General features: G+C 35.9%; 25 protein-coding genes. 4 read left to right on the forward strand and 21 right to left on the reverse strand.

Translation table 11 applies throughout. The features are described 5' to 3' along the window. The first annotated feature begins 2 nt into the window (after positions 1-2). Positions 3-650 carry an SdpI family protein gene (locus V1503_RS08705; protein WP_214484796.1) on the forward strand — a complete coding sequence of 216 codons (648 nt, stop codon included), beginning with the start codon at positions 3-5 and terminating at the stop codon, positions 648-650. A gap of 251 nt (positions 651-901) precedes the next feature. On the opposite strand, the gene V1503_RS08710 is transcribed toward V1503_RS08705, so the two are convergent. The 8 genes from V1503_RS08710 to V1503_RS08745 all read right to left on the reverse strand — a co-directional run bounded on the left by V1503_RS08710 (position 902) and on the right by V1503_RS08745 (position 8,365). Beyond that, positions 902-2,575, reverse strand: coding sequence for a M4 family metallopeptidase (locus V1503_RS08710; RefSeq protein ID WP_410626310.1), 1,674 nt, complete (start codon positions 2,573-2,575; stop codon positions 902-904). Between the two features lie 288 nt (positions 2,576-2,863). Further along, positions 2,864-3,352: a GNAT family N-acetyltransferase gene (locus V1503_RS08715; RefSeq protein ID WP_410626312.1), complete on the reverse strand. Its 489-nt coding sequence runs from the start codon at positions 3,350-3,352 to the stop codon at positions 2,864-2,866. A gap of 24 nt (positions 3,353-3,376) precedes the next feature. Next, positions 3,377-4,078, reverse strand: a complete 702-nt coding sequence (locus tag V1503_RS08720; protein ID WP_410626314.1) for an SMI1/KNR4 family protein — start codon at positions 4,076-4,078, stop codon at positions 3,377-3,379. 155 nt (positions 4,079-4,233) lie between these two features. After that, positions 4,234-4,992 (reverse strand): methyltransferase domain-containing protein, encoded by a 759-nt coding sequence (locus V1503_RS08725; RefSeq protein ID WP_410626316.1) that lies wholly within the window; start codon positions 4,990-4,992, stop codon positions 4,234-4,236. A 471-nt stretch (positions 4,993-5,463) separates the two neighbouring features. Further along, entirely contained in the window at positions 5,464-5,952 is a 489-nt protein-coding gene (locus tag V1503_RS08730) for a GyrI-like domain-containing protein (RefSeq protein WP_410626318.1), read from the reverse strand. A gap of 86 nt (positions 5,953-6,038) precedes the next feature. Then, a complete protein-coding gene (locus V1503_RS08735) occupies positions 6,039-6,515 on the reverse strand; it encodes a DinB family protein (RefSeq protein WP_410626320.1) in 477 nt (158 codons plus the stop codon). 495 nt (positions 6,516-7,010) lie between these two features. Further along, positions 7,011-7,511 (reverse strand): GyrI-like domain-containing protein, encoded by a 501-nt coding sequence (locus V1503_RS08740; protein WP_410626322.1) that lies wholly within the window; start codon positions 7,509-7,511, stop codon positions 7,011-7,013. A gap of 515 nt (positions 7,512-8,026) precedes the next feature. Next, a complete protein-coding gene (locus V1503_RS08745; RefSeq protein ID WP_410626324.1) occupies positions 8,027-8,365 on the reverse strand; it encodes an SH3 domain-containing protein in 339 nt (112 codons plus the stop codon). Between the two features lie 110 nt (positions 8,366-8,475). Here V1503_RS08745 and V1503_RS08750 point away from each other — a divergent pair, with 110 nt between their 5' ends. Further along, positions 8,476-9,417, forward strand: a complete 942-nt coding sequence (locus tag V1503_RS08750) for a helix-turn-helix transcriptional regulator (protein WP_410626326.1) — start codon at positions 8,476-8,478, stop codon at positions 9,415-9,417. A gap of 276 nt (positions 9,418-9,693) precedes the next feature. Next, positions 9,694-10,350 carry a Type 1 glutamine amidotransferase-like domain-containing protein gene (locus V1503_RS08755; RefSeq protein ID WP_410626328.1) on the forward strand — a complete coding sequence of 219 codons (657 nt, stop codon included), beginning with the start codon at positions 9,694-9,696 and terminating at the stop codon, positions 10,348-10,350. 407 nt (positions 10,351-10,757) lie between these two features. On the opposite strand, the gene V1503_RS08760 is transcribed toward V1503_RS08755, so the two are convergent. Further along, a complete protein-coding gene (locus tag V1503_RS08760; protein WP_410626330.1) occupies positions 10,758-10,886 on the reverse strand; it encodes a hypothetical protein in 129 nt (42 codons plus the stop codon). A 169-nt stretch (positions 10,887-11,055) separates the two neighbouring features. On the opposite strand from V1503_RS08760, the gene V1503_RS25175 reads away from it, so the two are divergent. After that, positions 11,056-12,039 (forward strand): methyl-accepting chemotaxis protein, encoded by a 984-nt coding sequence (locus V1503_RS25175; protein WP_496113363.1) that lies wholly within the window; start codon positions 11,056-11,058, stop codon positions 12,037-12,039. 95 nt (positions 12,040-12,134) lie between these two features. Here the strand turns inward: V1503_RS25175 and V1503_RS08770 are convergent, their stop codons facing one another. The 12 genes from V1503_RS08770 to V1503_RS08825 all read right to left on the reverse strand — a co-directional run bounded on the left by V1503_RS08770 (position 12,135) and on the right by V1503_RS08825 (position 25,643). After that, positions 12,135-13,301 carry an ABC transporter permease gene (locus V1503_RS08770; protein ID WP_410626332.1) on the reverse strand — a complete coding sequence of 389 codons (1,167 nt, stop codon included), beginning with the start codon at positions 13,299-13,301 and terminating at the stop codon, positions 12,135-12,137. A gap of 836 nt (positions 13,302-14,137) precedes the next feature. Beyond that, positions 14,138-14,893 (reverse strand): uroporphyrinogen-III C-methyltransferase, encoded by a 756-nt coding sequence (cobA, locus tag V1503_RS08775; protein WP_320259348.1) that lies wholly within the window; start codon positions 14,891-14,893, stop codon positions 14,138-14,140. Between the two features lie 141 nt (positions 14,894-15,034). Further along, positions 15,035-16,078 carry a nicotinate-nucleotide--dimethylbenzimidazole phosphoribosyltransferase gene (gene cobT / locus V1503_RS08780; RefSeq protein WP_410626335.1) on the reverse strand — a complete coding sequence of 348 codons (1,044 nt, stop codon included), beginning with the start codon at positions 16,076-16,078 and terminating at the stop codon, positions 15,035-15,037. Positions 16,079-16,391: 313 nt separating this feature from the next. Beyond that, entirely contained in the window at positions 16,392-17,762 is a 1,371-nt protein-coding gene (locus V1503_RS08785; RefSeq protein ID WP_410626337.1) for a cobyrinic acid a,c-diamide synthase CobB, read from the reverse strand. A gap of 646 nt (positions 17,763-18,408) precedes the next feature. Then, positions 18,409-19,533, reverse strand: a complete 1,125-nt coding sequence (locus V1503_RS08790) for a cobalt-precorrin 5A hydrolase (protein WP_410626339.1) — start codon at positions 19,531-19,533, stop codon at positions 18,409-18,411. After that, on the reverse strand, positions 19,530-20,303 hold the full coding sequence (cobM, locus tag V1503_RS08795) for a precorrin-4 C(11)-methyltransferase (protein WP_214484389.1): 774 nt from the start codon (positions 20,301-20,303) through the stop codon (positions 19,530-19,532). Before cobM ends, V1503_RS08790 begins: the two co-directional genes overlap by 4 nt. Next, a complete protein-coding gene (gene cobI, locus V1503_RS08800) occupies positions 20,300-21,001 on the reverse strand; it encodes a precorrin-2 C(20)-methyltransferase (RefSeq protein WP_410626341.1) in 702 nt (233 codons plus the stop codon). Before cobI ends, cobM begins: the two co-directional genes overlap by 4 nt. 7 nt (positions 21,002-21,008) lie before the next feature. After that, positions 21,009-22,226, reverse strand: coding sequence for a precorrin-6y C5,15-methyltransferase (decarboxylating) subunit CbiE (gene cbiE / locus V1503_RS08805; RefSeq protein WP_410626343.1), 1,218 nt, complete (start codon positions 22,224-22,226; stop codon positions 21,009-21,011). Next, entirely contained in the window at positions 22,210-23,322 is a 1,113-nt protein-coding gene (locus V1503_RS08810; RefSeq protein ID WP_410626345.1) for a cobalt-precorrin-5B (C(1))-methyltransferase, read from the reverse strand. The genes cbiE and V1503_RS08810 overlap by 17 nt, the downstream gene beginning before the upstream one ends. Positions 23,323-23,324: 2 nt before the next feature. Further along, positions 23,325-23,972: a precorrin-8X methylmutase gene (locus V1503_RS08815; protein WP_410626347.1), complete on the reverse strand. Its 648-nt coding sequence runs from the start codon at positions 23,970-23,972 to the stop codon at positions 23,325-23,327. Positions 23,973-23,985: 13 nt separating this feature from the next. Then, complete coding sequence (cobK, locus tag V1503_RS08820) at positions 23,986-24,759, reverse strand: precorrin-6A reductase (RefSeq protein WP_410626349.1); 774 nt, start codon at positions 24,757-24,759, stop codon at positions 23,986-23,988. Then, positions 24,756-25,643, reverse strand: a complete 888-nt coding sequence (locus V1503_RS08825) for a sirohydrochlorin chelatase (RefSeq protein ID WP_410626351.1) — start codon at positions 25,641-25,643, stop codon at positions 24,756-24,758. The genes cobK and V1503_RS08825 overlap by 4 nt, the downstream gene beginning before the upstream one ends. Between the last annotated feature and the right edge of the window lie 9 nt (positions 25,644-25,652).

Genomic DNA, 25,652 nt, shown 5'->3' on the forward strand with positions numbered 1-25,652 from the left:
CGATGAGTAAATGGATTACAAGAGTTGTCGTTATTGTGGTAATTGGATCAAGTTTTTTACTTTACCCATATTTACCAGAACAGCTACCTAATAAATTTAACAATTTTGGAACACCAAGTAGTTATACTTCAACAATCAATGTCATGTTTGGCTTAATAATATCTGTCATCACCGTTTATATGTCAGCTATTATTAGTTCATGGGTTTTACAAAAAAAATCTCAATACAGAAGATTTCAACAAAACGTTGAAAAGATTTTAATGGTAGTGATGCTTATTGTTTTTGCTGTTTATATCGGAGTGGTCGTAAACGGTTTAGGGTATGAAGTTAACATTTTATTCCTATTACCTTTATGTTTAGCGTTCATTTTTATCGTAACTGGAAATGTCATTCAACAATTTAAAATGAACACTGACAATGTGTCACCATTAAATTCAGCTATAAATGAATCATGGAATAACATTCGATTTTTTCTAGCAAAAGTTCTCTTCGTGGGAGGAATACTCATGCTTCCTCTTATTTTCTTAACACCAAAAGTACTACTAATCACATTTTTTATCGTCCTAGGCATGATACTTCTCGTTATGCTATTAGGTTCATATGCTATTTATAAAAAGCACAATATGCCCCCCACTAATAAAACGATATAACGAGGATATTACACACAAAAAAGAGGATACTTAAGAAGTTGTTGGACATATAGCCCTACCCTTTTAAGCTATCCTCTATTTGTTATTTAGGCTGTTTTCGTATTAATTGTTGTTTTTCGAATCGAGTAATAAATACGTACATCACCATCGTTCTTAGTATCTTTTCTGCAGAAAAACGATGTCAATCGTTTAAACCGTTTTTATTACTGACAATAGCAACGAAGTTTTCGAAATGAGCCTCAACTTATAATTTATTGTACTCCTACTGCATCAAATGCTGCTGATATTGCTGCAACTTCAGAACCATTATCTCCATACAAGTCAGTAGCAGATTGGATTAAAGATGAACGTAACTGACTAAATGTAGATGATTCAGTTAAATACTGTGTAAGCGCTCGATAATAAATTTGACCGAGCTTATCTTTCCCAATACCTGTAACTGTCGTTCCGCTGTGTGTTCCACCTTCACTTATTAAATATGCCGCCTTGTTAGCAATACCACTATTAATGTGAACACCACCATTATCCCCTGTACCAGTATATCTGTCTGCATAATGATCTGGATCACCATATTTAGTAGGGTCTGACATTGAACGTAATGCATCCCCATCTACCCCTGGAGTATAAACATCTTCACCCATATCCCAATCAGGGTTCAAGCCTACATGGTATTCGACTAATGTTCCAAATACATCTGACATTGATTCATTAATTGCGCCAGACTCATTTTGATAAATTAAATTTGCACTAAAATCCGTTACTGCATGTGTCAACTCATGTCCAACTACATCAAGTGACCCTGATAGAGGTAGGAATTGCCTTCCATCACCATCTCCATAAATCATTTGGGTGCCTACCCAAGCAGCGTTATTATAATTTCTACCAAAATGTACTGTCGATTTTATTGGTGCACCGTTTCCATCATAGCTGTCTCTTCCAAAGACATCTTTAAAATAATCATAAGTGATACCTGCATAATAATGGGCATCAACTGCGGCGCTGTCATAACTATCTGTGAATAAATTATCAGTATCTACCCAAAGACTACCAGGGAGCTTTGCTCTATAGTTTTTGTCATTAATTTTATTTTCAGCATCATAGGTAAAGATTCCATTACCGCGGGTATTATCAATTAATGAGTATGCAGTTCCATCAAAAGAAGTATTTAAAGACTTTTGATCCCCCAACACACCTACACCAGTTCCAACAGAATCTTCTGCAGTATGAATATTATTATGCTTCGCTAACACTTCACCTGTAACAGCATCTACAAAATAATCAACGTTTCCTAACTCAGGATAAAAGAAAAGGAAGTTTACTGCATATGCATAGTTAGCAATCTCACCATCAGAATAGATGACTAGTTCTGCCTTCGGGTTTTTTTCGTATTCAGGTGCGTCAGCTAAGGATGCTAATAAGTTCTCTTCCGCTATCGCAACCGCGTCTTTTTTAGCTACTTTTTGCTCTTTTTTTAATGAATTCTTTTTTTCTAGCTCTGGAAGTGCGGTTCCAGAAATTGCTGTCAAAACACCATCTTGATCAATATGTGCTGTCAACGTAGCACCAAATACTGGCGTACCTTTAAATACTTGTTGCAAACGGATAAACGTGTAGCCTAAATCATCCTTCTTACTTTCTTTAACGATAAACGAATTCTTCGCTACAGCATCAATTTTAAAAATATCTTTCTTACTATCAATATAGCTAAAAAGTATATCTTCTGAATTATTATTAGAAGGTTCTGTCAATTTACCAGAAATGAATTCAGGTGCATTAACTTTCTCACTCCAGTTTACCTTTTCAGCGGCCTTTTCTACTTGATTAATAGACTTTGCTGATACATAGCTTACCGTAGGCGCAACAAAAGTGCCTAATGCTAATGAACTTGCTAATACAGTAGTCATTAATTTTTTCTTATTTTTCATCCTTACACCTCTTTGTATTCTAGTTTTTATGTTCGAAAGTATAGTTTTCTCATAGAAATAGTTATATTAAAGCAAAAAAATAAAAATACATCTCGGCCGAAATGTATAAACCTATGAATAAATTTTATAAAAATACAAAAATTCCGTCAATATAAACAAAAAAAACACTACTATTTAAGTAGTAAAATACCAAATTTAAGGTTATAACCATAAAAGATTTATATTCTGAAAATATTAATAATAATTTTTTCAAGACTTTTGCCCTATCTGAACTTAACAAGTATTTTCTTAAACTTGAAAAGTTTGAACAAAACATTCCTCATCATCTATCAAATCTCTGCTGTTTTCATATTTAATATTCATCTTGTTATAAATACCCTTCCAAAAAGATACAGCTGATTCATTGCTAACAAGCTCAATTACATAATACTTCCCTTTCTTCTGCTCAAAAAGCTCTTTTACTACATTTATTCCATCTCCTTTTCCCCTATATTTATTAAGTATAAAGATGTCATTAATACAGTAATCGTATTGTCCTTTTAAAAAAGGCCTCTCTAAAAGTAAAACGAAACCAATAGTCATTTCATCTTGTTTTATAAAAAATGGAGAAAACCCAGCTGTATCCCAAAATATATTCAACTCCTCCATCTCAAATATTCCGTCACTAGTAATATTTAAACTAGAAGTAAATTTTGATAAATCATGTAGGTAGAGTGAATAGAGATTTTTTAATACGTGCTTTTGTTCTTGCAAAACCGGATCTAATGATACTGCCATTTAGCTCAACTCCTTAATAGCTTCTTAAATGATACCTATCCATTTTTTCCATCCAGTAGCATTTACAGATTGTTCATTTACATATGGCTTATCTTTTGTACTAAATAAGTAAAAATCTTCTCCCCAATGTCCTGCACAACCTAGTTTTATCCAGTTATTAAAAAACTTATAGAAATTTCCACCTAACCTTAAGCCATGCATATGATAACTAGTCGTTAAATAGATAATTTCACCAACATTATACTTTAGATCAATTCCTAAGTAACTACCATTTCCAAACGATGTAAACAGTAAACAATTTTCCCAATATTTTTTTTCGAATGCATCATCGTCATCTAAAAACTCGTATGTCTCTCTGTCATTTTCATAGCTTAAAAGGTTTTGTATGGACCACAATGGACTGTCAAATATCCCTCCACAATCAATAATACGTTGGTCTACATTCCCCATATTAAAGAAGGTCTTATCAATGTAATTTGATTGTTGTGTTATTGGATAGGTTATATTATTCAAAAACCAATAAAAGTGAAGGTGTTTAGAAAAATGAAGCAATACATGCCGAAAATCCAGTGGAATAAGTTTCCCCAATTGTTGCTCTATAGTCTTTATTTCATCTTCTGTAGCTGGATGTGCAATTTCTAAGGAGTTTTGATGCTGCCCTCCAGTTAATCTTAGCAAAAAATTCTCAAGATCAGCCTTCCATACTTTATAAGCTCTAGTTAACATTCATTACCTTCCTCTGTAGAATGATTATTACATTCCTTTATTTATTATGCTCCCTGTACACTACCCTTTGTTGAAGGAGTTTCTGAATATATAACAAGGTCTTCTTATTAAGAAGACCTTGTGTAACAGCAAATATACTATTAAACTTATATTTTTTATTTTGCAAGAGCTTTAATGACAAATCTATGCTGGTTTACATCAAAAAAACCTTCAGATTGTATATGTTTATGAATGGTGTATAAATTTTCATAGTATTGTTCCACACTAAAATCTGGTACTTGCCACAGTACTGCTTTTAAGTAATACATAAGGGCACCTATATCAAAAAAACGCTGTGTTGGAAATTCTTCTTTACAATACAAAATTTCAAAATGATTGTTCACCAAGTCACTCATTGCCGTAGTCAGATTCCAGTCTTTAAATTCATTATTTACCGAAGACCCTAGCGCTTCATTAATCCCTAAACAATCCAAGCCACCGACTTGTTGAGTTAAAAATACCCCATTAGAATTTATTATTCTTCTAACTTCTTCAGGACCATAAGATTCATGTTGATTTAAAATGACATTAAACTGATTATCGTTAAATGGCAAATTGGAATCTTCTTCAACTGAAACCACTTTAACTCCTATAGGCTCTAAATGTTTTTTTGCGATCGGAATATTTGGTTTGTACCCTTCTGTAGCATAAACTGTCTCAGGAAATGGTTGAAGCTTTGACAAAAATTCTCCACCACCTGTGCCCATATCTAACATAGAATTTGCATGCTTTATTAATTGTCTAGCCATGCTTCCATAAGACCAGGAAAGTAGATTGCTTTTCATTCGCCCAGTTCCAGTTATAAAGGAAAAATCCCAACCCGAAAAATTCTCATTCACGTCGTTTATATATTCTTCAAATTTTACTGCCACCATTATTTCTCCTCCTAAATTTTCGAAATTTAACAGTATTACAATTTAGGGAGGAGGTCCTCTAGGATAGCAACAAAGTTGTTATATTTCATGTTCTAACAATATCATTATCTATACCTCTCGTTTGAAAATACTAGTACTAATAAATTCCTATATATATTAGGTTACCATATTTTATCATTTTTTTGTCATTTTAACCTCAATTTAAATCGGAAACAATACGGAGTGCACAGATGTATAAAAGGAGAATAAATATTTACTTCAGCCTATCATTACAGATTACTCATTCAGAACTGAAGCTATGAAGGTGTGTTGTAGGATTTCACCCACGCTCACCAAAGGTCTGAAGACCAAGCTAAAGTAGAGAACGTGGGAATGTACGTACAAGTCTTATTTTATAAAGAGCAACTTCTTAACTGCTAGTTACGTAAGCTTTTAGTTTCCCTCTTCAATACTAGTTAAGTGTTTTGTAGTTCATTTCACAGATATATAAATATCAACCTGACCATTATTTGGGTCCATTGCTCTTTCGTCGTATAGTTCAAAGTCAGCTCCATAAGCTCTTTCACGCTTCTCCGACCATTTCCAAATTTCCTCCCAAGCCTCTATGATTACTCCCGGTAAAGGACCTTTTCGAGTTGTAAATACAATATATTTTTGATCAGGAATTTGTATTGATTCCATCCCATTCGGCACTAGATTGTTGTCCCTGACTTGTGCTCCTAATGCAAATGTATAAGCACCATGTTCATTTGTCTCGTAATCAGTATAGATTGCTAATACATTCGAATTCTTCTTATGAGTAATAGCTTCTAAAACTTCATTTTTGTAAAAATCGTCCCATAGTTTAGGGATTCGTCTATCTGCTGTCATTTCAACTTTATTAGTTGTTCTTGTACAATTGCCTACGAAATCAAAACCTTCTCTTGCTATAACATTACTTTTTGTAAGTGTGTTAGACATCAAAAAGCCTCCTCTATCTAAATATTATAAGTGTGATCTAACAATAGGTGTTTTACAGTATTACCTCATTTATACAGAGATATTAATTATGGTTTATTTAAATATTGTTCAATTTGAGATTTATGGTGGCTATCATGGGGGATAAAGCCATCGAGATAGCTTTTGATAGTAAAATGATTCCCGTCTTCATCTACATACTTGTTTTCATAGTTTTCACGTGGTATGGAAGTTAAATGATCAATAATTTCTCGACGATAACTTATTGTCTCACTAATAAGTGTATCTTTATCTTTAGTCTTCCCATATTGAACCGCATTATTATTAAATTCATCAAAATTAACATGACGACTAGTTAAAGGTTGTTGTAATTTTATCTTACGTATAGCATTCTCAAGAAAATATTTGTCCCAAAGCATAATATGAGCAATGATGTCTCTCACAGTCCACTTTCCCTCAGCAATCGGCAGCTCCCACTTCCCATTCTCCATATTCCGTAAGGATTCTACAAAATGAATAAACTCTTCAAAACTGTTGATGCGCTCATTGATAGTTTCTGTTTTCATATTATAACCTTCCTTTCATAGCATAAGGGTGACTCAAATTAGTTATCTTTATGTGAGTCACCCTTGTTGTAGATCTTCGGCTATTAAGGGCTTAAAGCCCCTTAACTCTATAATTGATATTGACAATTACAAACCTTCAGCTGATTCATCGATATCAAATGTACTTGATCCCGATCTCTTTGAAGACAAATTTGCGAACACATCATTTAACAGAAAGTTATTGTGCGCATTTGCCTCATCAACTTCAAATAGTAATCTTCTTTTGAAAACGGGTCTTCTTCTACATATTTTTTTTCTATTTGAAGCGAGCTTTAATAACCATTAAAGCAGTACCATCAATACGAGGACCACAAAATAATAAGACTCCATCTATTTTTAGCTTCTTTAAATAGTCAACATGGGCAATGATGAGCTGTGCAATCATCAGCTCTACTTGTTTATTAGTAAGATAAACAACATATATTTTTTCATGATCATTACTTCATACAAATGTTGCTATTTTATCGGGATGTAAATATCTGTCTCCGATTGATCATTATCCGGCCCAAGAAATCTCTCACCATATAACTCAAATGAAGCTGAGCTAACGACTTCATAATTAGATTGCGGCAGCCAAGCTTCAAAAATATAGCCAAATGTTTTACCAAGCTCACTAATTAGCCCTTTATGAGTAAAGACTAAATAACGTTGCGCAGGAATTGTTTTTGTCACTAGCTTATCTGACAATTGATCCACCTTTTCTACTTCAACAGCGGCAGCGTAAACAAATTCACCTGTTTCTTTATTTTCATCATAGCAAACGCCATACGTCACATTATTGTCTTTTCGGAAAGGAATACTATTTTCCAAAGACATAAAATCCATCCATAAACCATGAATCGGATTATTTTTTTGCATTTCAGTCATTGAAGTACGACATTCTAGTCCTACAACCACCATCTCGTCCATCTCTTTAATTGTCGGTTCAAGCTTCATTTCATTCGTTTTATTATTCATTATTTATTCCTCCTTTTCTTTTACACTTTCATCTTAGTTAATAATAGCGACATCTAATGTCGTATTTATTATATTTTTCCAAATTATTTATTAGCTTCATATCTCTAAAAGTGGCAAACTAATATTTAGGGCACCTTTTTCTCCAAAGACTAATTACATAATACATATCAGTTACTCAAAATAACGTGAAAAAACAATAAATATTAACATTAAGATTAATTCCCTTATTCATCTTAAGCCGTAAGCAAAGACCCCTCATTTAAGTTATCCGAGACAAACACTGGAGACACTCCACATGAAGGCACGTTGTGACTATGTGCAGATAGACATATAAGGATTTTAACTTTAGACCCATTATTAATAACAAGCTTTTAAGAAGTTGTTTACTTAACTTTGCTACTATGTTCACTAACTAATCTCGATTTTCTCGTGTTTAAGATGAAAAGATGCCACGACTTATGTGAAAATTAATATGAGAGTAGCACTTTGTACGAATCCAACAGACTAATAGTTTTTTAAACTATTGGTTTTAGATGATCAATTGGCACCCAACCCTCTTCATCATTGCTAACGTTACGGCACCATAACCAGCCATAAAGTTCTTTTATTCCAATAACCTTTTCATTTACGTCTATATTTAGTTCCCTTGCTGTATAATTTTCCGAGGCAAATGCTGTGTTTCCATCAATTTTAATAAGGCTTTCTGGAACCCATCCTTCCATTGCCTCGTCTGTAGTTTTACAATAGATCCAATATCCCTCTCTTTTTTCACTTACAATAATTGCCTGACCCTTCATCAAAGTAATAGGCTTGGGATAATTCGTTTTATGACTCCTTGCTACTATATAATACATATATTTATCTCCCTTCATTTAGATCTTATCTTATAATTACGACAATTATTGACGTATTAATATGATATATTAAGCATATAAAGGCGGGACTAATCAGGGGGCTGTATTAAATGAATAAATCGAAGAGGTTAGTCGAATTAATGATGGTCATTAACTCCAAGCGGGTATTTACTGCAAAGGAGTTAGCAGATGAATTTGGCGTATCACTTCGTACAATTCAACGGGACTTACTTGATCTACAAGAGCTAGGTGTCCCACTATATTCAGAAGTTGGTGCAGGAGGAGGATACAAAATTATCAAAGAACGCATTCTTCCTCCAATTGCCTTTACAGAAAATGAAGCGATTGCAATGTTCTTTGCAAACCAGTCACTCCAATACTATAACGATCTTCCCTTTGAAACAGATGCTAAATCTGCATTAAACAAGTTTCATCATTACTTAACGAGTGATGTTAAAAAACGAATTGAGGAAATGGAACAACGTTTTGTCTTTTATACACAACAAAGACAGCAGTCATCTCCTTGCTTACAATTACTACTAGATGCTTCCATTAATCAACAGGTTGTTCAAATTACCTATGATTCAATTAAAGGAAAATCAACTAGAACAATTCAGCCAGTTGGTGTTTTTTCACAAAACGGGCATTGGTACTGTCCTGCCTATTGCTTCAAGAGAGAAGATACACGCTTATTTAGAGCTGATCGCATGATAAATGCAACCATCGTTGAAGAACATGAGGGTGTGAACTTAAGTAAGTTCAACATTCACAATTGGTCATATATGGGGAAAGAGCCTGAAAAGGTTTCACTCAAAGTAAAGCTTAGTCGTGAAGGTGTGAAAATTTGTAAAAACGACCCATTCTTAGAACAGAGTATTGTCGTAGAACAAGATGGCATCGGTCGCTTATATACTCAAATCACCAAACCTGATCTAGAATATTACGCTTCTTTTTTTATTAGTTTAGGTAAACACGCGCGAGTTGAAGGACCAGAGGAACTAATGATAGAAATGAAAAAAATCCTTGGCGATTTAAACGACATATACCTTTAGAGTAAGTAGCCATAGGATGATATGGCTATGTTACGATAGATGAAGCAACATTTATTTGGATGTTTAATTGATATTTTTCTCTACAGAAAAAAATATCTTATTTAATAAAGACTGTTCGTACTCGTGGCACCTTTTCTCATTTAAAATATTGCTGTCTTAAATTAATCTCAATAGCAACAAAGTCTACGAAAAGAGTCTTAGTAAAAGGTTGTTTACGCAACAAAATTTACGTAAATAGCCTAGTAAAAAACACACCCAGCTCGGAGTGAAAATATAATGAAAGATAGATATTTATTTTTATTTGGTGGAAACCCTTCATTATTACAAGCTAATCAAACGTTTGTTCAAAAATGTGGGGGCAAAAAAGCTCATATTGCATTATTGATCACTTATTCTCCTAAGTGGAAAGAATACTTACCGTTCTACGTTCAGACTTGGGAGGAGATAGGTATTAATAGCTATTCTGTCATTATGCCAGACGAAAATAATCAACTAGATTACGATCAAGCTACAAATACATTAACTCAATCTACGGGGATTTTCATAGGTGGTGGAAGTACATACGAATACCATAAACAATACACAAAGTCACCAATAAAACAGCTAATAAAAGAACATTATTACAATGGCGTTCCTGTCGCAGCCTGTTCTGCTGGTGCACTCATTTCATTAACAGAAAGTTTTATCTCACCTGACGAATCTAAAACTAAGGAGATTGAAATGATTAAAGGTATTGGTCTACTTTCCAATATCCTTATCAGTGTACATTATACAGAGGACAAGCAGGAACCATATTTGCATAGTGCTTTGAATCAGACTTCCATTCCATTTGGCTATGGGATTGACGAAAATGCATGTGTTGTATTTAAGAACGAAGATCATTTAACAAATATAGGAAATTCAGTTCACTCCATAAAAATAAGTTCAAATTAATTGTTGCTTTTTTATTCTAAGGTATAGTATACGACTAGCGTTCTTGCATCTTGCTACCTTTACAATTATTGAGCTCATGTAAAACTCATCAATCGTCCATTTTTAATAAAAAATAAGTTTACGAGATTTGTTTTAACTATAAAAAATCTCCCAAAAGGTATGCAGGGGAAGATCAAGAGTTTAGCTCTCATCACTTCATTAGAGTTAAACTCTTTGCCAAAGTTCCCTTTTGAGTGATCGTTAGCCTCCAAATCGGTATGTGCTAAACTCATCGATAAACCCTATTATTCCTCTAACCAGGTTGCCAAACCCCTTCTTGACTCTAAAGAGTTCCACCACAGCTCCCCTAGTGAATTTGCTACTCTCTGTTTTAATTCATATCATTATAAGCTTATTAGCTAATTACATCATTCAATTAGCTTGATTATTTCGTTGTCCTCACTAGCATTGACTGTAATAATTACCGTAAACTCGATTGATGGTGAACCTGAACCCTCTTGCTCTTTCATAAAATGTTTTACAAGTTCAATTTTCATGTTAGCTTATTCATCACTACTTCTTTATGACATTTTCTCCAATTTATAAATATTCCCTTCATGCAAAATCATTTAAATTAAAATTACATGTTCTCTTAATCTCGACAAAATCACACATAATATGACAAAATATAACTTAGTAGGAAAAAAGCTCAGGAGGCACACCGATATGTTAATAAAAACGAAAAAGACAAAAGATTTACAAAAACACATAGATGAACTTGAAGAAAAAGTAAGAATGCTAGAATTAGAAAAACAACAACGAGAATTGATGACAAATGAGTTTCTAACACAATTACAAACAGACTTGGTTGCGACGGTTGATCAGCATCAAGTGGTGAATGATCAACATCAGGTATTAGATTCTTTAGTAAAAACAATAAAAAGCCGTTTTGAACAAGTTCAAAATTTAAGCATTCAATCCAACGATATCTCTACATCTGTTATCGATAAAGGCGAATCACTTATTGCCTCAACAACCAAAATGGTCGAGCAGTCAAAAATAGGTAGAGATTCAGTAATTGAAGTAGAAGCTCTAATTAAACAATTGGGAGAACAGACGAATAATGCTTCTGAGAGTATGACACAGCTTGGTATTCGATCTAAAGAAATTGAAAATATCGTCAATGTCATAAACGATATTGCCGATCAAACAAATTTACTTGCGTTAAATGCATCTATAGAAGCAGCACGTGCTGGTGAACAAGGTAAAGGCTTCGCTGTCGTGGCAGAAGAAGTTAGAAAACTAGCTGAAAGCACAGCGTTAAGTACTAAAAACATTGCTGAACTTACGAGTCATATACAAGGCGAGATAAGTAGTGCTTTAAATGAAACGACAAAGAGCTCCTCTTTAGTTGATAAAGGAATTGAACTAAGTGCTGAAACAACTTCAAAGATAAACAATAATTTACTAATAATGGAACAAGAACAAGAAGAAGTCAATAACGTACTTCAAGCAATTAATGAACAAACAGCCTTTTCTAAAGAGGTCATTCAGCAAATAAATGACACTAAGTTTGTTTTTGATGAAATTAATGAAACGATTCTCATGCATATTGAAGATGCTGAAATAGTTGATTCAAAACTTGCAGCTGGCATTAGCGGAATTATTCATAAAGCACAAGAAGATACCAATCATGTTAAGGAAGAATAGCTTATCCCATTCATAATTGGACAACTAAAACCAGCTAATCTCGTAATCATTAGCTGGTTTTCCAGTTACATAATCATTATTTTGTGACCATTTCCTTATGCAACTTGTTTTCTTCGAATCGTGTTGTAAACTACAATAGTGAAAATGATTCCTAGTAGTGCAACGAGTGGATAGTGAACAATGGGATCTAATATTGGAACTCCTACAACATTTATTGCATGAAATGGGTTTATAAATTCTGAAGCAGACATAAAACTTCCAAAGCTATACTTCTTCACATATTCCCATAATGGAGTCGGCATAGAGATAGATGGCAAGATGAAGACTATTGCACTAATAATAAAAGATACGAGTACATTTTTCGATACTGCAGACACCGCGAATATAAAAGCCATAAAAGCACATGCAGAGAGTATGTGAGCACCGATTTGAATACCAAAATACTCTAGACCCGTTAGGCTATAAGGTGATTGTGGATATCCTAAATTTTGTATAGATGAACTCCATCCACTAGTTCCATAAATGTATGTGTTCATTAACACATCAAAAATAACCCATGACATTGTAATAACTAAGATCAAAACCGTTGCAGCAATTATTTTTGCTGTAACAATTATTTTGCGTCCATGGCGTGTGCTGTATATCAATTGGTCCATTCCAGTACTTGTTTCATTTACAAAAACTGAAGCTAGTCCAACTAGCATAATTAATCCTGTAAAATAAGCTGCATAATCACTGGCGAAACCAATTGTATTTTTTGGTCCTTCATTATAGTTAAAAGTATCTACAACCAAATTTTCTAACATTTCCTTTTCTAACAATGCTTCCTTATAAGAAAAATCACCTTTATTTAATGTATTTAATTTATCATCGAATTCTTTCAGAGTGATCTTATAATCTTCTAAATATGATCTTGCAATACTTATTCTATTTAAGATAAAGTATTCAGCAACTTCTTCTGATGTTAATTCCGTCATTACTCCACTGTAATTTTCATCATATTTTTGCTGTACTTTGGCCTCAAGAGATTGTGAAATTTCCGAGGCATCTTCTATCTTCTGTTCTGTTATCTTTCCCTCCCACTTTTTTACAACTACTTGCAGTTCCTCCTTAATATCTACAGCAGAAGTATCTAAATTATTAGGGATTCTCGATTCGTTAAACATGATCATACCAAAAAGGAGAAGCATAAGTATCATCGAAATGTATATCCCTTTTTGTCTAAATATTTTATATAATTCAAATTTCACTAGTTGTTTCATCGTACTGCCTCCTGTTCGAATAAATAGAAATTTTCAAGGTTCGGTGTTAATAACTCAAATGAAACATCATTTACTGCAAAATTATCTCCAAACCTGTTAGATATTTTCAATTGTTAAATTCAAGTGAAACACCTTTCAAACTTTATATTGACCAATGTTGCAGTGCAGATAAAAATGACTTTAGTAGTATACTAGTCCTTCGTATTTGTTACCTCGGTTAGTTAAACGAAATGATAATAAAAAAAGTTTTAAAAAGATAATTGTAAATAATAGGATGTTAATTGTTATTTGAAATAAATGATGTAAGTTCTGCAAATAATTAAGTAAAAACAAAAGACCAACCTCTCAAGATTTAAATGAGAAATTGGCCTTCTTATTATATGTTTTTACGATAGAAATACTTCAAATATTTATAGTTTATTTTGATAGCCTATCTAAACAAGAAACAGAAGAAGAAAAAGTTAAAAAACCTCTTTCATATTCAGGATACATCCCCCTATCTTTACATTCTTGTACTAACGTTTGATTGTTATTTTCATTCGTGTAAACAGAGTAGCTAAAAAAGATTACTATTAAGACAATGCTAATATATATAAAAGACTTTTTATTCATTTTCACGCTAATTTTCACACCCTCACTTATCACTAGTATTTACCTATAAACTTAAACGAAATCGACAGCATAAAAGTTTTAAACATAACTTAAAACTTTTTTAATGAACATACGAAGCCCCATAAACGACTGTTTATGGGGCTTCTAACTACATATGAAAATTTGTATTTATTACTGTATTCACAAGAAGTTATATACAAAGCTAGTGACTGCAGACAACACTATTATTTAATAGCTTCAAACCACTTAATTTTTTCTCTCATACCAACGACATTACCAACGAGTACAACAGCTGGGTGAGTAATATTCTCTTTTTGAGAGATTTCAAAAATCGAATGTAATTCTCCAGTTACTGTTCTTTGTTCCGCTGTTGTTCCCCATTCAATCATGGCAACCGGTGTTGAAGGATCTTTCCCGTTATTTATTAATTGTGTACAAATATGTTTAAGATTACCTACACCCATATAAAATGCAATCGTATCAATTCCTTGAGCAAGCGCCTGCCAGTTAATCATGTCTTGTCCTTTGCTTTCTCGACCATGGCCAGTTACAATCGCAAATGATGATGCATGATCTCTGTGAGTAACAGGAATTCCAGCATAAGCAGGTGCCGCAATACCAGATGTAATCCCTGGAACAACCTCGTAAGGAATGTCATTTGTGGCTAACACTTCTGCCTCTTCTCCACCCCTACCAAAGACGAAAGGATCTCCGCCTTTCAAACGAGTTACAACTTTCCCTTCAAGTGCTTTTTCAACGAGAAGTTCATTTATTTGCTCTTGAATTAGTTCATGCTTGCCAGGAAGCTTGCCGCAAAAAATCAATTCTGCACCATCTTTTGCATGCTTTAAAAGCTCATTACTAATTAAGCGATCATAAGCAATCACATCTGCCTCTTGAATACACTCTAATCCACGTAAAGTAATAAGTTTAGGGTCTCCTGGACCAGCTCCTACTATATACACTTTTCCCTTTTTCATAGATGTCTCCCCTTTATCTTAAATATTGTATAAAGGGGTTAAGACTCACACCTCATTTTGTGTGGAACCTTACATTCATGTGCAGCAGACCTCCACATGACTCCCCATTGTCATTCTTCACATAGTACCACTATGTTAGCTTTACTCTTCTTTATTAGACACACCTGCTTGAGTAAAGGTGGCCATTTCTTTTAACATTAGTGTGGCAGATTTTACGATTGGAAATGCAACTGCTGCTCCACTTCCTTCACCTAACCGAAGTCCAAGATTTACCAAAGGTTTTTTTCCTAAAAACTCAATTGCAATTTTGTGCCCAGGCTCAACCGATTGGTGTCCAACTATCATATAATCCACAACTGCAGGATCAATTACTTTAGCAAGACATGCTGCAATCGTACAAATAAAGCCATCAACTAGAATTGGAACTCGATGATGAGCAGCTGCAAGCATTGCACCAGTCATTCCAGCAATCTCTAATCCACCTATTTTAGACAGTATATCATATACTTCAGTTGAATTTGGGTTTCGTTTCACTATTGCTTGCTTAATTGCCTCAATTTTTTTAATTTTCCCATCATCTGAAATACCCGTACCATGACCGACAATTTCAGCTACATTCTCATCCAATAATACAGCCAATATTGCACTGCTTGTTGTTGTATTTCCTATACCCATTTCACCTAAGATGAGACATTTTACCCCATCCTTTATAAACTTCTCAGCCTCTTCATAGCCAACCTTGACAGCTTGCTCGGCTTCCGAACGACTCATTGCATCCTGCTGTAGGAAATTCGCTGTGCCATACTTTATTTTTCTATTTACTAACCCTTCACCATTAATATCATTTGCTACTCCTATATCTATAATTTTAAACTTTGCTCCTATTTGTCTACTAAAGACATTTATAGCCGCTCCACCTGTTAGAAAATTGTAAACCATTTGAGATGTTACTTCTTGAGGAAACGCAGATACACCCTCCTTGGCAATCCCATGGTCTGCTGCAAAGACGATCACACCAGGAGGCATTACCGTTGGAAAAGATTCTCCTGTCATTTCAGCAAGTGCAATCGCTATTTCTTCTAATCTACCAAGACTACCTTGAGGTTTTGTTAATGTATCAACATACCTACTTACTTCTGTTCCTTTTTGCTTCGCTAATGGTGGAATCGTCACATGAATAGACATAATAATGAAACCTCCTTGAATTGTTTATATGTAAAGCTCTGTTCGTAAACTGAGCTATTGTGACAAAATTAAAATAACAGTAAATAACTTTTCATTAGTTGACATTATTATATAACAACAAATGATGCCACGAATGATAAGATGTATACGTGTTACGAAAAAACTCAATTAATGCGAAAACAGCCTTTTACATTTGAATAGCTAAATGAGAGTGACATCTTGTACGACAAACCTCTATCTATCAAAAAGCATACTTGTATTTTTTGTGATTTTCTTCACATAATTAATGTTGCTTATTGTTGCCATAGTATGACTAATTATCTTTCTCCCATTGTCGACATTTAGTCACCCAATTATGAACCATTTCTGGACATGAAGCAAAGTGAAAATGAGTATAGCCTGCTACAACATTACTATTCATAAAGCCTTCCTTTTTCACTCCTCGCATACCCTTTGTTTCATAGGCATATTGTACATTAGTGGCTGATGAAAAGGTCGAGTAATGAAACTCATGGCCTTTTGCATGTAAGTGATTTGGTAATAGGTAATTACCTGGTGCACCACTTATTTCACGGTAGCCAAGTGCTGCAAGCTTTTGCTGCATTTTTACTTTGCCAGGGATAATACCGACCATTTCAAAACGCTCATCCTCTGTAGATTCTATCATGTCTGTTAAAAACATAAATCCACCACATTCTGCTAATGTTGGTATCCCACTAGTTATCGCACGTTTGATCGAATCTTTGACTGCAGCTTGTTCTGATAATTGCTTAGCAAATTCTTCAGGAAAGCCTCCTCCAATGTATAAACCAGAAACCCCTTCAGGTAAGTGGTCACCTCTTAACGGAGAAAAAAAGACGAGCTCAGCTCCATAGGCTTTTAAAATATCTAAATTTTCTTGATAATAAAAATTAAAAGCTTCATCCTTCGCAACGGCAATCTTAACACTTTGAGTATGCTGTATATCAAATATTCCAGTCGGGTGATGATCAATTCCTTTTGATTCAGCAAGCTCATACAGTAGATCAAGGTCTATTGTCTCTGACACAAGATTCCCTAAGATTGCGAAAAAATGATCCAGCTCTCCCCTTTCTATGGACGGCACTAACCCTAAATGTCTCTCTGGAATTTCAATATTATCCTCTCTTTTTAAATAGCCAACTACTGGAATATGACACTCTTGCTCTATCGCCGTTTTCACAAGTTTATAATGACCTTCGCTACCTACTCTATTCGCAATAACACCTACAATATTCGGCTCTGGAGAAAGGACTTGAAAACCTTTCACAATAGCTGCCGCACTTCTAGCCATACTCGCACAATTGACAACGAGTATAACTGGTGTATTTGTAATCACACTTATTTCTGCCGTACTCCCTGCATTCGTTTGTGGATTTTTGCCATCGTAAAAACCCATCACACCTTCAATAATTGAGATATCAGCGTCATCACTCCCACGACTGAAAATTTCACGAACGACTTCATGAGAAAGCATCCAACTATCTAAATTTCTTGATGGTCTGCCTGTAACAGCGGTATGATACGTAGGATCGATGTAATCAGGTCCACACTTAAAACCTTGTACATTCAATCCTCTTTGCTGAAAGGCAGCCATCAAACCGATCGTTAAGGTCGTTTTACCAACTCCACTTCCCGTTCCAGCAATGACAAATCTTTTGCTCATTTTGTAGCCTCCTTATAAGAAATGCAAAAGGCACCCCGATTCCACACTTGCCCACATTCTGTGAGCAACTGTGGAAGAATGTATCTGTCAGAACTTCTGCTTCACTATCAAATTACCTCTATTTATTGTCCAAACTTCTTGCTTTACTATCCAATTAACTCTATTTACTATCCGAACTTCTTGCTGTACTATCCAATTAACTCTATTTACTATCCGAACTTCTTGCTTTACTATCCAATTAACTCTATTTACTATCCGAACTTCTTGCTTTACTATCCGAACTTCTGCTTTACTATCCAAACTTCTGCTTTACTATCCAAACTTCTTGTTTTACTATCCAATTAACTCTATTTACTATCCAAACTTCTGCTTTACTATCCAATTAACTCTGTTTACTATCCAAACTTCTTGCTTTACTATCCAATTAACTCTATTTACTATCCGAACTTCTTGCTTTACTATCCAATTAACTCTATTTACTATCCGAACTTCTTGCTTTACTATCCAATTAACTCTATTTACTATTCAAACTTCTGCTTTACTATCCAATTAACTCTGTTTACTATCCGAACTCTTGGTTTTACTGTCTTAACCTAATGATTCTACTCACAAGCTAGGAAAACAAGATTACTAGCCATCATATCAATCAATGTGGAATAATTGCGACTGATATCGTCACATTTCCTGATTTTTTCTTTACTAATAGTAGCTCCTCGGCTCCGCTATACAGCTTTGCTGCAGGTTCACTAACACCGTATGCCCCAGTATATTTAAATACTGTATTTGATGGCTGTTCGATTGATACATTATTCAACTGCTCAGCTGTATAATAGGTAAAATCCCAATGGTTTTTTTCAACAACCTCCAACAAGCCTACTTCATCTTTTTTTAAATCAATTGTGGTAATTGCTTTAACACTTTTTTTTGAAATCTGTAATTCTACTAATGTATCATCTATGACTTGCTCTATTTCATCATAGCTAGTCCCTCGATTACATCCCATCCCTAAGACAACAACTTTAGGGCGATACAATACGCCATTTTTTAAAATTGCCTGCTCTTTAGTTGTGAGCAGCCGATGAGTAATGACAAGGGCTGCTGCTGGATTACTCGCTAAGGCTTGAGCTATGTCCGAATAAATAGAAATATGATTGGGTATGGGCTTGTCGTAGTTCCACCAATTCTTTTCACCTGATTCTTGCACAACTGCTACTTGTTCTTCATTTACGACAGAAGCACTTACAGGTGTGAGCTTTTCTGCTGATTCCCATTGCCAACCAAACCGCTTTCCAAATAAGTCAACTGGAATTGTTTGCTGAACATCTGAAGCTGTTGTAATTACTGGTGTAGCTTGAAGCACAGCAGCTACCTCTTTCGTTAATTCATTTGCACCACCTAAATGACCTGATAACACACTGACCACGTGCTCACCCTTATCATCGATGACAACAACACCGGGGTCTGTTTTTTTATCCTTCAAAAGTGGGGCAATCATTCGCACGACAGCACCTAATGAAATAATCATGATAATTCCTTGATAAGCTTGAAATAGTGAGGGAAGAAGCAGCCTTACGCTACCTTGAAACATTTGAATGTTTAGCTGCTCCTCGTCCCCTTTTGCAAATTTACTCATATAGTAAACATCCGTATTTGAGAATGAAGAAGCGAGCTTTCTAGCTAGATCAACCCCATGCTTTGTTATAGCAACAACAGCATATGTATTCACATGCTTAATAACTGGAAGCTTGTCTTCCGCTAACGACAAAATCACGATTTCACCCCCGGGCGAAATCCGTGGAAAAATTCTTTGTCATATAGCTTTGATCGGTAGTCTTTTTCATGTATATGCTCATCGAGCGCCCAGCCTGCTAAAATCATTGCTTGTTTTCTTATACCATTCTTTTTCATATCTTCATCAAGATGCTCCAGCGTTGATCGAACAATCTTTTGATCAGGCCATGTTGCTTTGTATACTACAGCAACAGGTGTCGCTTTGCTCCAGCCAGCTTCTAGTAGTTCATTTATAACCTTTTTAGTTAATGTTGCGCTTAAAAAGAAGGCAATCGTGCAATGATGGCGAGCTAAATCTTGTAATTTTTCACGGTCAGGTACAGGTGTCCTTCCTTCTGCCCTAGTTAAAATAACCGTTTGTGTTAAATCCGGTATTGTCAACTCGGCACCTAATTCAGCAGCTGCTGCAAAAACAGAGCTTACACCAGGAACGATTTCTATTTCCACTCCCTCACTTTTTAAAAGTGAAATTTGTTCCATTATCGCTCCGTACACGGCTGGATCTCCTGTGTGAACCCTTACTACTTTTTTTCCTTGCTTCAACCTGCTTACCATGATATCTACCATTTCTTCCAAATGCATACCAGCTGTTTTGAGCACTTCTGCTGTAGGCTTCGATTCCTTTATTAACTCTTCACTAACTAGCGAATCAGCATACAAAACAACATCTGCCTCTTGAAGTAGCCTTAAGCCTCTGACAGTTATTAAATCACTTGCACCAGGTCCTGCTCCAACGATATATAGCTTCATTTTCTCACCACCATTAACGTTAAATACTCAAGATCTACACCTTCGAGTTCTTCTACATTCCAAATAATTTCTTCATTTGAGGTTACCTTCGTCACCACTGAAGCTTTATCTAACAGTTGCAATTCCTTTAACACGTTGATCATAAGGTCTATCACTTTTGCAACCTTAATAAATATGACACAATCATTTTCTTCAATCACTTTTTTCATCGCTTCATAGTCATCTCTAGCAGGGATGATTGCTACATGATCATCTCCTTCAGCTAATGGAATACCAAGCCTAGAAGCTGCACCATTAATTGATGAAATACCAGGTACCGTATGAACTTTTACTTCTGGATATCGTTTCTTCATCACATTCAACATTTGAATGAAAGTACTGTATAAAAGCGGATCTCCTTCTGTTACAAAAGCGACGTCTTTTCCTTGTTGTAGCTTTTCCCATACCTTTTCCGCTGTTAAATTCCATTCACGCTCTAAAATGCTCTTATCCTTTGTCATAGGAAAAACTAACCCAAGCATTTCCTTTTCGTTCGGATTCACATACACATCGATAATTTGATGAGCATAGCTTTTACTTCCTTTGCGTTTCTTTGGATAAGCGATTACTGGCGATTCCTGCAAAGTACGAAAAGCTTTTACCGTAATCAACTCAGGGTCACCTGGCCCTACTCCTAGTCCGTATAATGTTCCATTCATATAAGCTTTAAGCCCCTTTCTTCTTTGTAGCCGTAATTATATATATTGGATTTAATGCGTCGAATCTCGTTAAGTTCAAAATCGGCTTGCTCCTTGAGACTTGTGCCAAAATAATTTCAGTATGAAAGCCATATTCGTTAAACAAGGCATTTGCTTCTGATAAGTTCTCAATTGTCACAGCATTAAGCACAATTCTTCCATCTTCTCGTAATTTATTACAACAAATTTGTAGTATGTTACGCATGCCACCAGCTGTCCCTCCAATAAAAACAGCGTCAGGATCAGGGAAAGAATCGAGGCCATCAGGTGCTTTTGCGTTGACTACTGTTATATCTGTACGGAATTTACGTATATTCAACAAACAATTTTCTATATCAGCTTCATTTTTCTCAAGCGCAAACACTTGCCCTTCTCGAGCAATTCTCGCAGCTTCGATAGCAACTGACCCAGTACAAGTCCCAATATCCCAAACGACACTATCTAGTTTAAGCTGTAGTGCACTTACACTTAGCGTTCTGATTTCCTTTTTCGTAATTAACCCTTTTTCAGGCTTTCGTTGGGCAAACTCATTATCATTAATTCCTAAGCTCCAAGCGGGGCTTTCTGCCACCTTTTTCAGAATGACAATATTAAGAGGTGAAAAAACATTGTCCACCATGTCATGGAGCTCATGAAGATCATACCAGCCACACCTTTCCGACTCTCCACCAAGGTTTTCAGCTACAAAAGCACGATACTCTACCATGTTGTAAAAAAGTAGGTACGTAGCTATGGCTGAAGGCGTATTTGTTTCATCTGTCAAAATAGCTACTTTGTCTTTGCCGTCTATTTTTTGTGCTAGACCTTGCATCTTTCTTCCATGTAAGCTTGTTATATATGCATCCTGCCAGCTCTCACCCATTCTCGCAAATGCAAGCTGCACTGAACTAACATATGGATAAATTTCTAGCTGAAGTTTCTTTGCCAAATAACTGCCGATACCATAAAATAACGGATCACCCGAGGCGAGTATAACGATACGTCTCGATTCACTTTCAAGGCGTTCAACAAGTGAACGTAACCCTCCCTTAATCACTACCTTTTCTCCACAGTAATCAGGAAAAAATACGAGCTGCCTTTCTCCGCCAACAAGCACTTCACTTTCATAAATCCATTGTTCATATGTAGAAAGGAGACTTTGTTTCCCTTCATCCCCTATACCAATCATCTTAATCGCTCTCGTCATAGCATTCCGCCCTTCCTAACAGATCACCCTTTAATGTATACAAAGTTGTATCGACATCTACTCCACCGGACATTTCTTGAAGAGCTTGCTGACAACAATAATTACAAAGAACTTCAAAAAAACTATGAAACCCATTCTCGACCATCATATCCCCAACTTGTGAAGCGGTGTTTGCATGTTCAATTTCTTCAATTAATTCCCCTTTCACACCCACCTCGGATGCAACTTGTGCTAAAAAGCCAAAATCGACAGGTGCACTTTTCGAATGAACCATCATCACTCCTTGGGCGACTTTTGAGAATTTTCCCATCATGCCAACCATAGAGATCTTCTTAATCCCTAGACGTTTACACTGCTTCAGGGTAAAGCCGACAAAATCACCCATTTCAATAAAAGCCTCATCTGATAAATTAGGAAGCTGTTGCATCGCATATTTTTCACTACGCCCGCCTGTTGTAATTGCAACATGCTCACAATCGCTTGCACGAGCTACTTTTATCGCTTGTACGATACTCGCTTTATAAGCAGCAGTAGAAAACGGTACAACGATCCCTCTTGTACCTAAAATAGAGATACCACCTAAAATTCCAAGTCTTCCATTAAGTGTTTTTTTGGCTATTTCAACACCATCAGGTACTGATATAACGACCTTTATTCCTTGGTGAATGTGAAATTGGGTTAACACTTCTTCAGCTGTGGATCGGATCATTTTTCTTGGAACAGGGTTAATTGCCGCTTCTCCAACTTCGATAGGTAACCCTGGTTTTGTTGCTCTACCAACGCCTGCTCCACCGTCCAACTCAATTCCAGCGGTATTTTTCCAGCTCACTGTTGCTTGTATTAAGGCACCATGAGTTGCATCTGGATCATCACCAGCATCTTTAATCACACCTGCAGTTACGCCGTTCTCATGAAAATCACAATGCTCCATTTGGAAGGTAACAAACTTTCCGACCGGAAGATAAATCGTTGCATCGATTTGCTCTTCCTTCGTAATTAATGCTGTGAGTGCTGCTTTCGTAGCTGCTGTAGCACACGATCCAGTCGTATAACCTTGTCGTAATTTTTTTTCCGTAGACTGTTTCTGATCTTTCATACTTATCCTCTATCAGCAAGAATTGAAATTGCGTTTAATGCTGCAACGGTAACGGTACTTCCACCTTTCCGACCTATGTTCGTAATAAATGGAACATCCAACTTAGCCAGCTCCTCCTTTGATTCAGCAGCTGAAACAAAACCTACTGGTAAACCGATAATTAACCTCGGTTTCGCCTCGCCTTCTTTTATTAGGCGAATAAGCTCTAATAGCGCTGTTGGCGCATTTCCAATGGCATAAATGCCTCCGTCAGCTTCTTTAATTGCTTTGCGCATAGAAATAATTGCCCGTGTTGTGTTAAGCCTTTTCGCTTCTTCCATCACGTCAGCATCTGATATATATACATTAATATCGCAGCCATATTTTTCTACGCGCGGCTTGCTAATACCCACTTGTACCATTTGTACATCAGCAACAATTTTCTTACCGCTCCGAATGGCTTGAATACCTGCTCCAATAGCATCTTTATGAAACACAAGACTTTTCCCTAGTTCAAAGTCAGCCGAAGCATGAATGACACGTTGAACGACAGGGTATTGCTCTTCGGAAAACTGGTGCTCCCCTACCTCCTCATCGATCATTTCAAAGCTTCTTCCTTCGATTTGCTGTGGCTGAACAGTTTCCGGTTTAAATTCAGTGCGAAAATCCATTAAATCGTCCTCCTTATATGTTCTGCACTTCCATTTCTTTTAGTTGCCTTAATACTTCATCAAAAGATGAAAAAGTAAGGCCGTACTCAATGCTTGGTCGTTTGATCACGATTGTTTCTATGTCTAGCTCAGCAGCTGCAGCTAGCTTTTCATCAACAGACCCAACCTTTCCACTCTCTTTCGTAATCATCAATGTAACACCGTATTGTTTATAAAGTGCTATATCAAACTCTTTCGTGAACGGACCTTGAATGGCGACAATATTCTTCTGAGGAATACCAAGCTGCTCACACTTTTCCATATTATCTTTGCGCGGTAGCATTCTAGCAATCAAGCGAGTATTTGGTAAATTTAATAGCTTTTGAGAAAAAACTTGTAATGTTTTACTCCCCGTCGTGAGCATAATCACGCCACCCTTGCTAGCAGCAACCTCTGCTGCTTGTTCATAGCTCTCGACTGAGATGACTTCTTCTGACTTAACAAGCTCTGGCTGCCTCTCATACCTTATATACGGGATATTCGCAGCTCTAGCTGCTTGTATAGCATTTCTAGATGCTTCCTCTGCAAATGGATGACTAGCATCCACAATCGTTTCAATGTTTTGTTGTTGAATAACTTCTACCATCTCTTCTGCAGTTAACCTCCCGACCTTTATAGGAAGTCCAGCTTTTCTTAACTCTATCGCTGCACTATCTGTGACAACCGTTGTAAGCAGGGAGTATCCGTCATTCTTCATAGATATCGCAAGTTCTCTTGCGTCACTAGTACCGGCTAAACATAAAATCATTTAACATGCTCCGTTTTCACGTCATGATGGTGATGATGGTGGTGACCCTGATCATGATCGTGATGGTGGTGATGATCAATATGTTCCATCGCCTCTAAACGATACAGACACGTATCGCAATTCATCTTAACTTCATCTTTTAACGCCTCAGCTATGCGGTCATGCAAAATCAATTCAAGTTTTGGATGAAACCCAAAATATTCTGCTAACACAAATTCTACTGATGGGAATTCTGTTTGAAAATTTGCCATCAACCGCTCAAGACGTTTAATTAATATACCTGTAAATAAAAAGTATGGTACGACAACAACTCTTTTGGCTCCTAGCTTTATACATCGTTCAATACTTTCACGAATAAGAGGATCAGTGACGCCCATAAAAGCAGGTTCTACAATCTTATATTTAAGTCGTTCCCACAGCAGTCTTGTAATTTTATACAAATCACTATTCGCATCAGGGTCGCTTCCTCCTCGACCTAACAAAATTACTGCTGTATGCTCTTTAGGATCATCTATCTTCTCTCCAGCCTCTACCAATCTATTAATACAGATGTCTAGTGCTAAGTCATGAACACCTATCGGCCTACCGTATGTAAAAGCAATATGAGGGTACTTCTCTTTTGCCTCATCAATTGCTGCAGGGATATGAATCTTTGAATGGCCCGCTGGAAGTAGCATAATTGGAATGACAACAATATGCGATGCCCCTTTGTTCACACAAGCTTCCAGCCCTTGAAGTATATTTGGTAACTCAAACTCTAGAAAACACGCTTCTACTAATAAACTATCATCTATACTAGGTTTCATATTTTCTATAAACTTTAATACTTGTTCATTTCCTTCTGGATCTCTACTTCCATGACCAACAAATAACACTGCCTTCATTGATATTCC

Origin of the sequence: Nanhaiella sioensis (assembly GCF_046557775.1) — a bacterium.
GTDB classification, from domain to species: domain Bacteria; phylum Bacillota; class Bacilli; order Bacillales; family SM2101; genus Nanhaiella; species Nanhaiella sioensis.

What these genes read in the sequence shown, in the direction of transcription:
- V1503_RS08745 (WP_410626324.1), bottom strand. Translation starts at nt 8,365, where the DNA reads ATGTATTATATAGTAGCAAGGAGTCATAAAACGAATTATCCCAAGCCT.
- cobI (WP_410626341.1), bottom strand. Translation starts at nt 21,001, where the DNA reads ATGAATGGAACATTATACGGACTAGGAGTAGGGCCAGGTGACCCTGAG.
- V1503_RS08730 (WP_410626318.1), bottom strand. Translation starts at nt 5,952, where the DNA reads ATGTCTAACACACTTACAAAAAGTAATGTTATAGCAAGAGAAGGTTTT.
- V1503_RS08735 (WP_410626320.1), bottom strand. Translation starts at nt 6,515, where the DNA reads ATGAAAACAGAAACTATCAATGAGCGCATCAACAGTTTTGAAGAGTTT.
- V1503_RS08760 (WP_410626330.1), bottom strand. Translation starts at nt 10,886, where the DNA reads ATGAAAATTGAACTTGTAAAACATTTTATGAAAGAGCAAGAGGGTTCA.
- V1503_RS08810 (WP_410626345.1), bottom strand. Translation starts at nt 23,322, where the DNA reads ATGAAAGATCAGAAACAGTCTACGGAAAAAAAATTACGACAAGGTTAT.
- V1503_RS08785 (WP_410626337.1), bottom strand. Translation starts at nt 17,762, where the DNA reads ATGAGCAAAAGATTTGTCATTGCTGGAACGGGAAGTGGAGTTGGTAAA.
- V1503_RS08710 (WP_410626310.1), bottom strand. Translation starts at nt 2,575, where the DNA reads ATGAAAAATAAGAAAAAATTAATGACTACTGTATTAGCAAGTTCATTA.
- cobM (WP_214484389.1), bottom strand. Translation starts at nt 20,303, where the DNA reads ATGAAGCTATATATCGTTGGAGCAGGACCTGGTGCAAGTGATTTAATA.
- V1503_RS08770 (WP_410626332.1), bottom strand. Translation starts at nt 13,301, where the DNA reads ATGAAACAACTAGTGAAATTTGAATTATATAAAATATTTAGACAAAAA.
- V1503_RS08750 (WP_410626326.1), top strand. Translation starts at nt 8,476, where the DNA reads ATGAATAAATCGAAGAGGTTAGTCGAATTAATGATGGTCATTAACTCC.
- V1503_RS08720 (WP_410626314.1), bottom strand. Translation starts at nt 4,078, where the DNA reads ATGTTAACTAGAGCTTATAAAGTATGGAAGGCTGATCTTGAGAATTTT.
- V1503_RS08705 (WP_214484796.1), top strand. Translation starts at nt 3, where the DNA reads ATGAGTAAATGGATTACAAGAGTTGTCGTTATTGTGGTAATTGGATCA.
- V1503_RS08825 (WP_410626351.1), bottom strand. Translation starts at nt 25,643, where the DNA reads ATGAAGGCAGTGTTATTTGTTGGTCATGGAAGTAGAGATCCAGAAGGA.
- cobA (WP_320259348.1), bottom strand. Translation starts at nt 14,893, where the DNA reads ATGAAAAAGGGAAAAGTGTATATAGTAGGAGCTGGTCCAGGAGACCCT.
- cobK (WP_410626349.1), bottom strand. Translation starts at nt 24,759, where the DNA reads ATGATTTTATGTTTAGCCGGTACTAGTGACGCAAGAGAACTTGCGATA.
- cobT (WP_410626335.1), bottom strand. Translation starts at nt 16,078, where the DNA reads ATGTCTATTCATGTGACGATTCCACCATTAGCGAAGCAAAAAGGAACA.
- V1503_RS25175 (WP_496113363.1), top strand. Translation starts at nt 11,056, where the DNA reads ATGTTAATAAAAACGAAAAAGACAAAAGATTTACAAAAACACATAGAT.
- V1503_RS08755 (WP_410626328.1), top strand. Translation starts at nt 9,694, where the DNA reads ATGAAAGATAGATATTTATTTTTATTTGGTGGAAACCCTTCATTATTA.
- V1503_RS08725 (WP_410626316.1), bottom strand. Translation starts at nt 4,992, where the DNA reads ATGGTGGCAGTAAAATTTGAAGAATATATAAACGACGTGAATGAGAAT.
- V1503_RS08815 (WP_410626347.1), bottom strand. Translation starts at nt 23,972, where the DNA reads ATGGATTTTCGCACTGAATTTAAACCGGAAACTGTTCAGCCACAGCAA.
- V1503_RS08740 (WP_410626322.1), bottom strand. Translation starts at nt 7,511, where the DNA reads ATGAATAATAAAACGAATGAAATGAAGCTTGAACCGACAATTAAAGAG.
- cbiE (WP_410626343.1), bottom strand. Translation starts at nt 22,226, where the DNA reads ATGACGAGAGCGATTAAGATGATTGGTATAGGGGATGAAGGGAAACAA.
- V1503_RS08715 (WP_410626312.1), bottom strand. Translation starts at nt 3,352, where the DNA reads ATGGCAGTATCATTAGATCCGGTTTTGCAAGAACAAAAGCACGTATTA.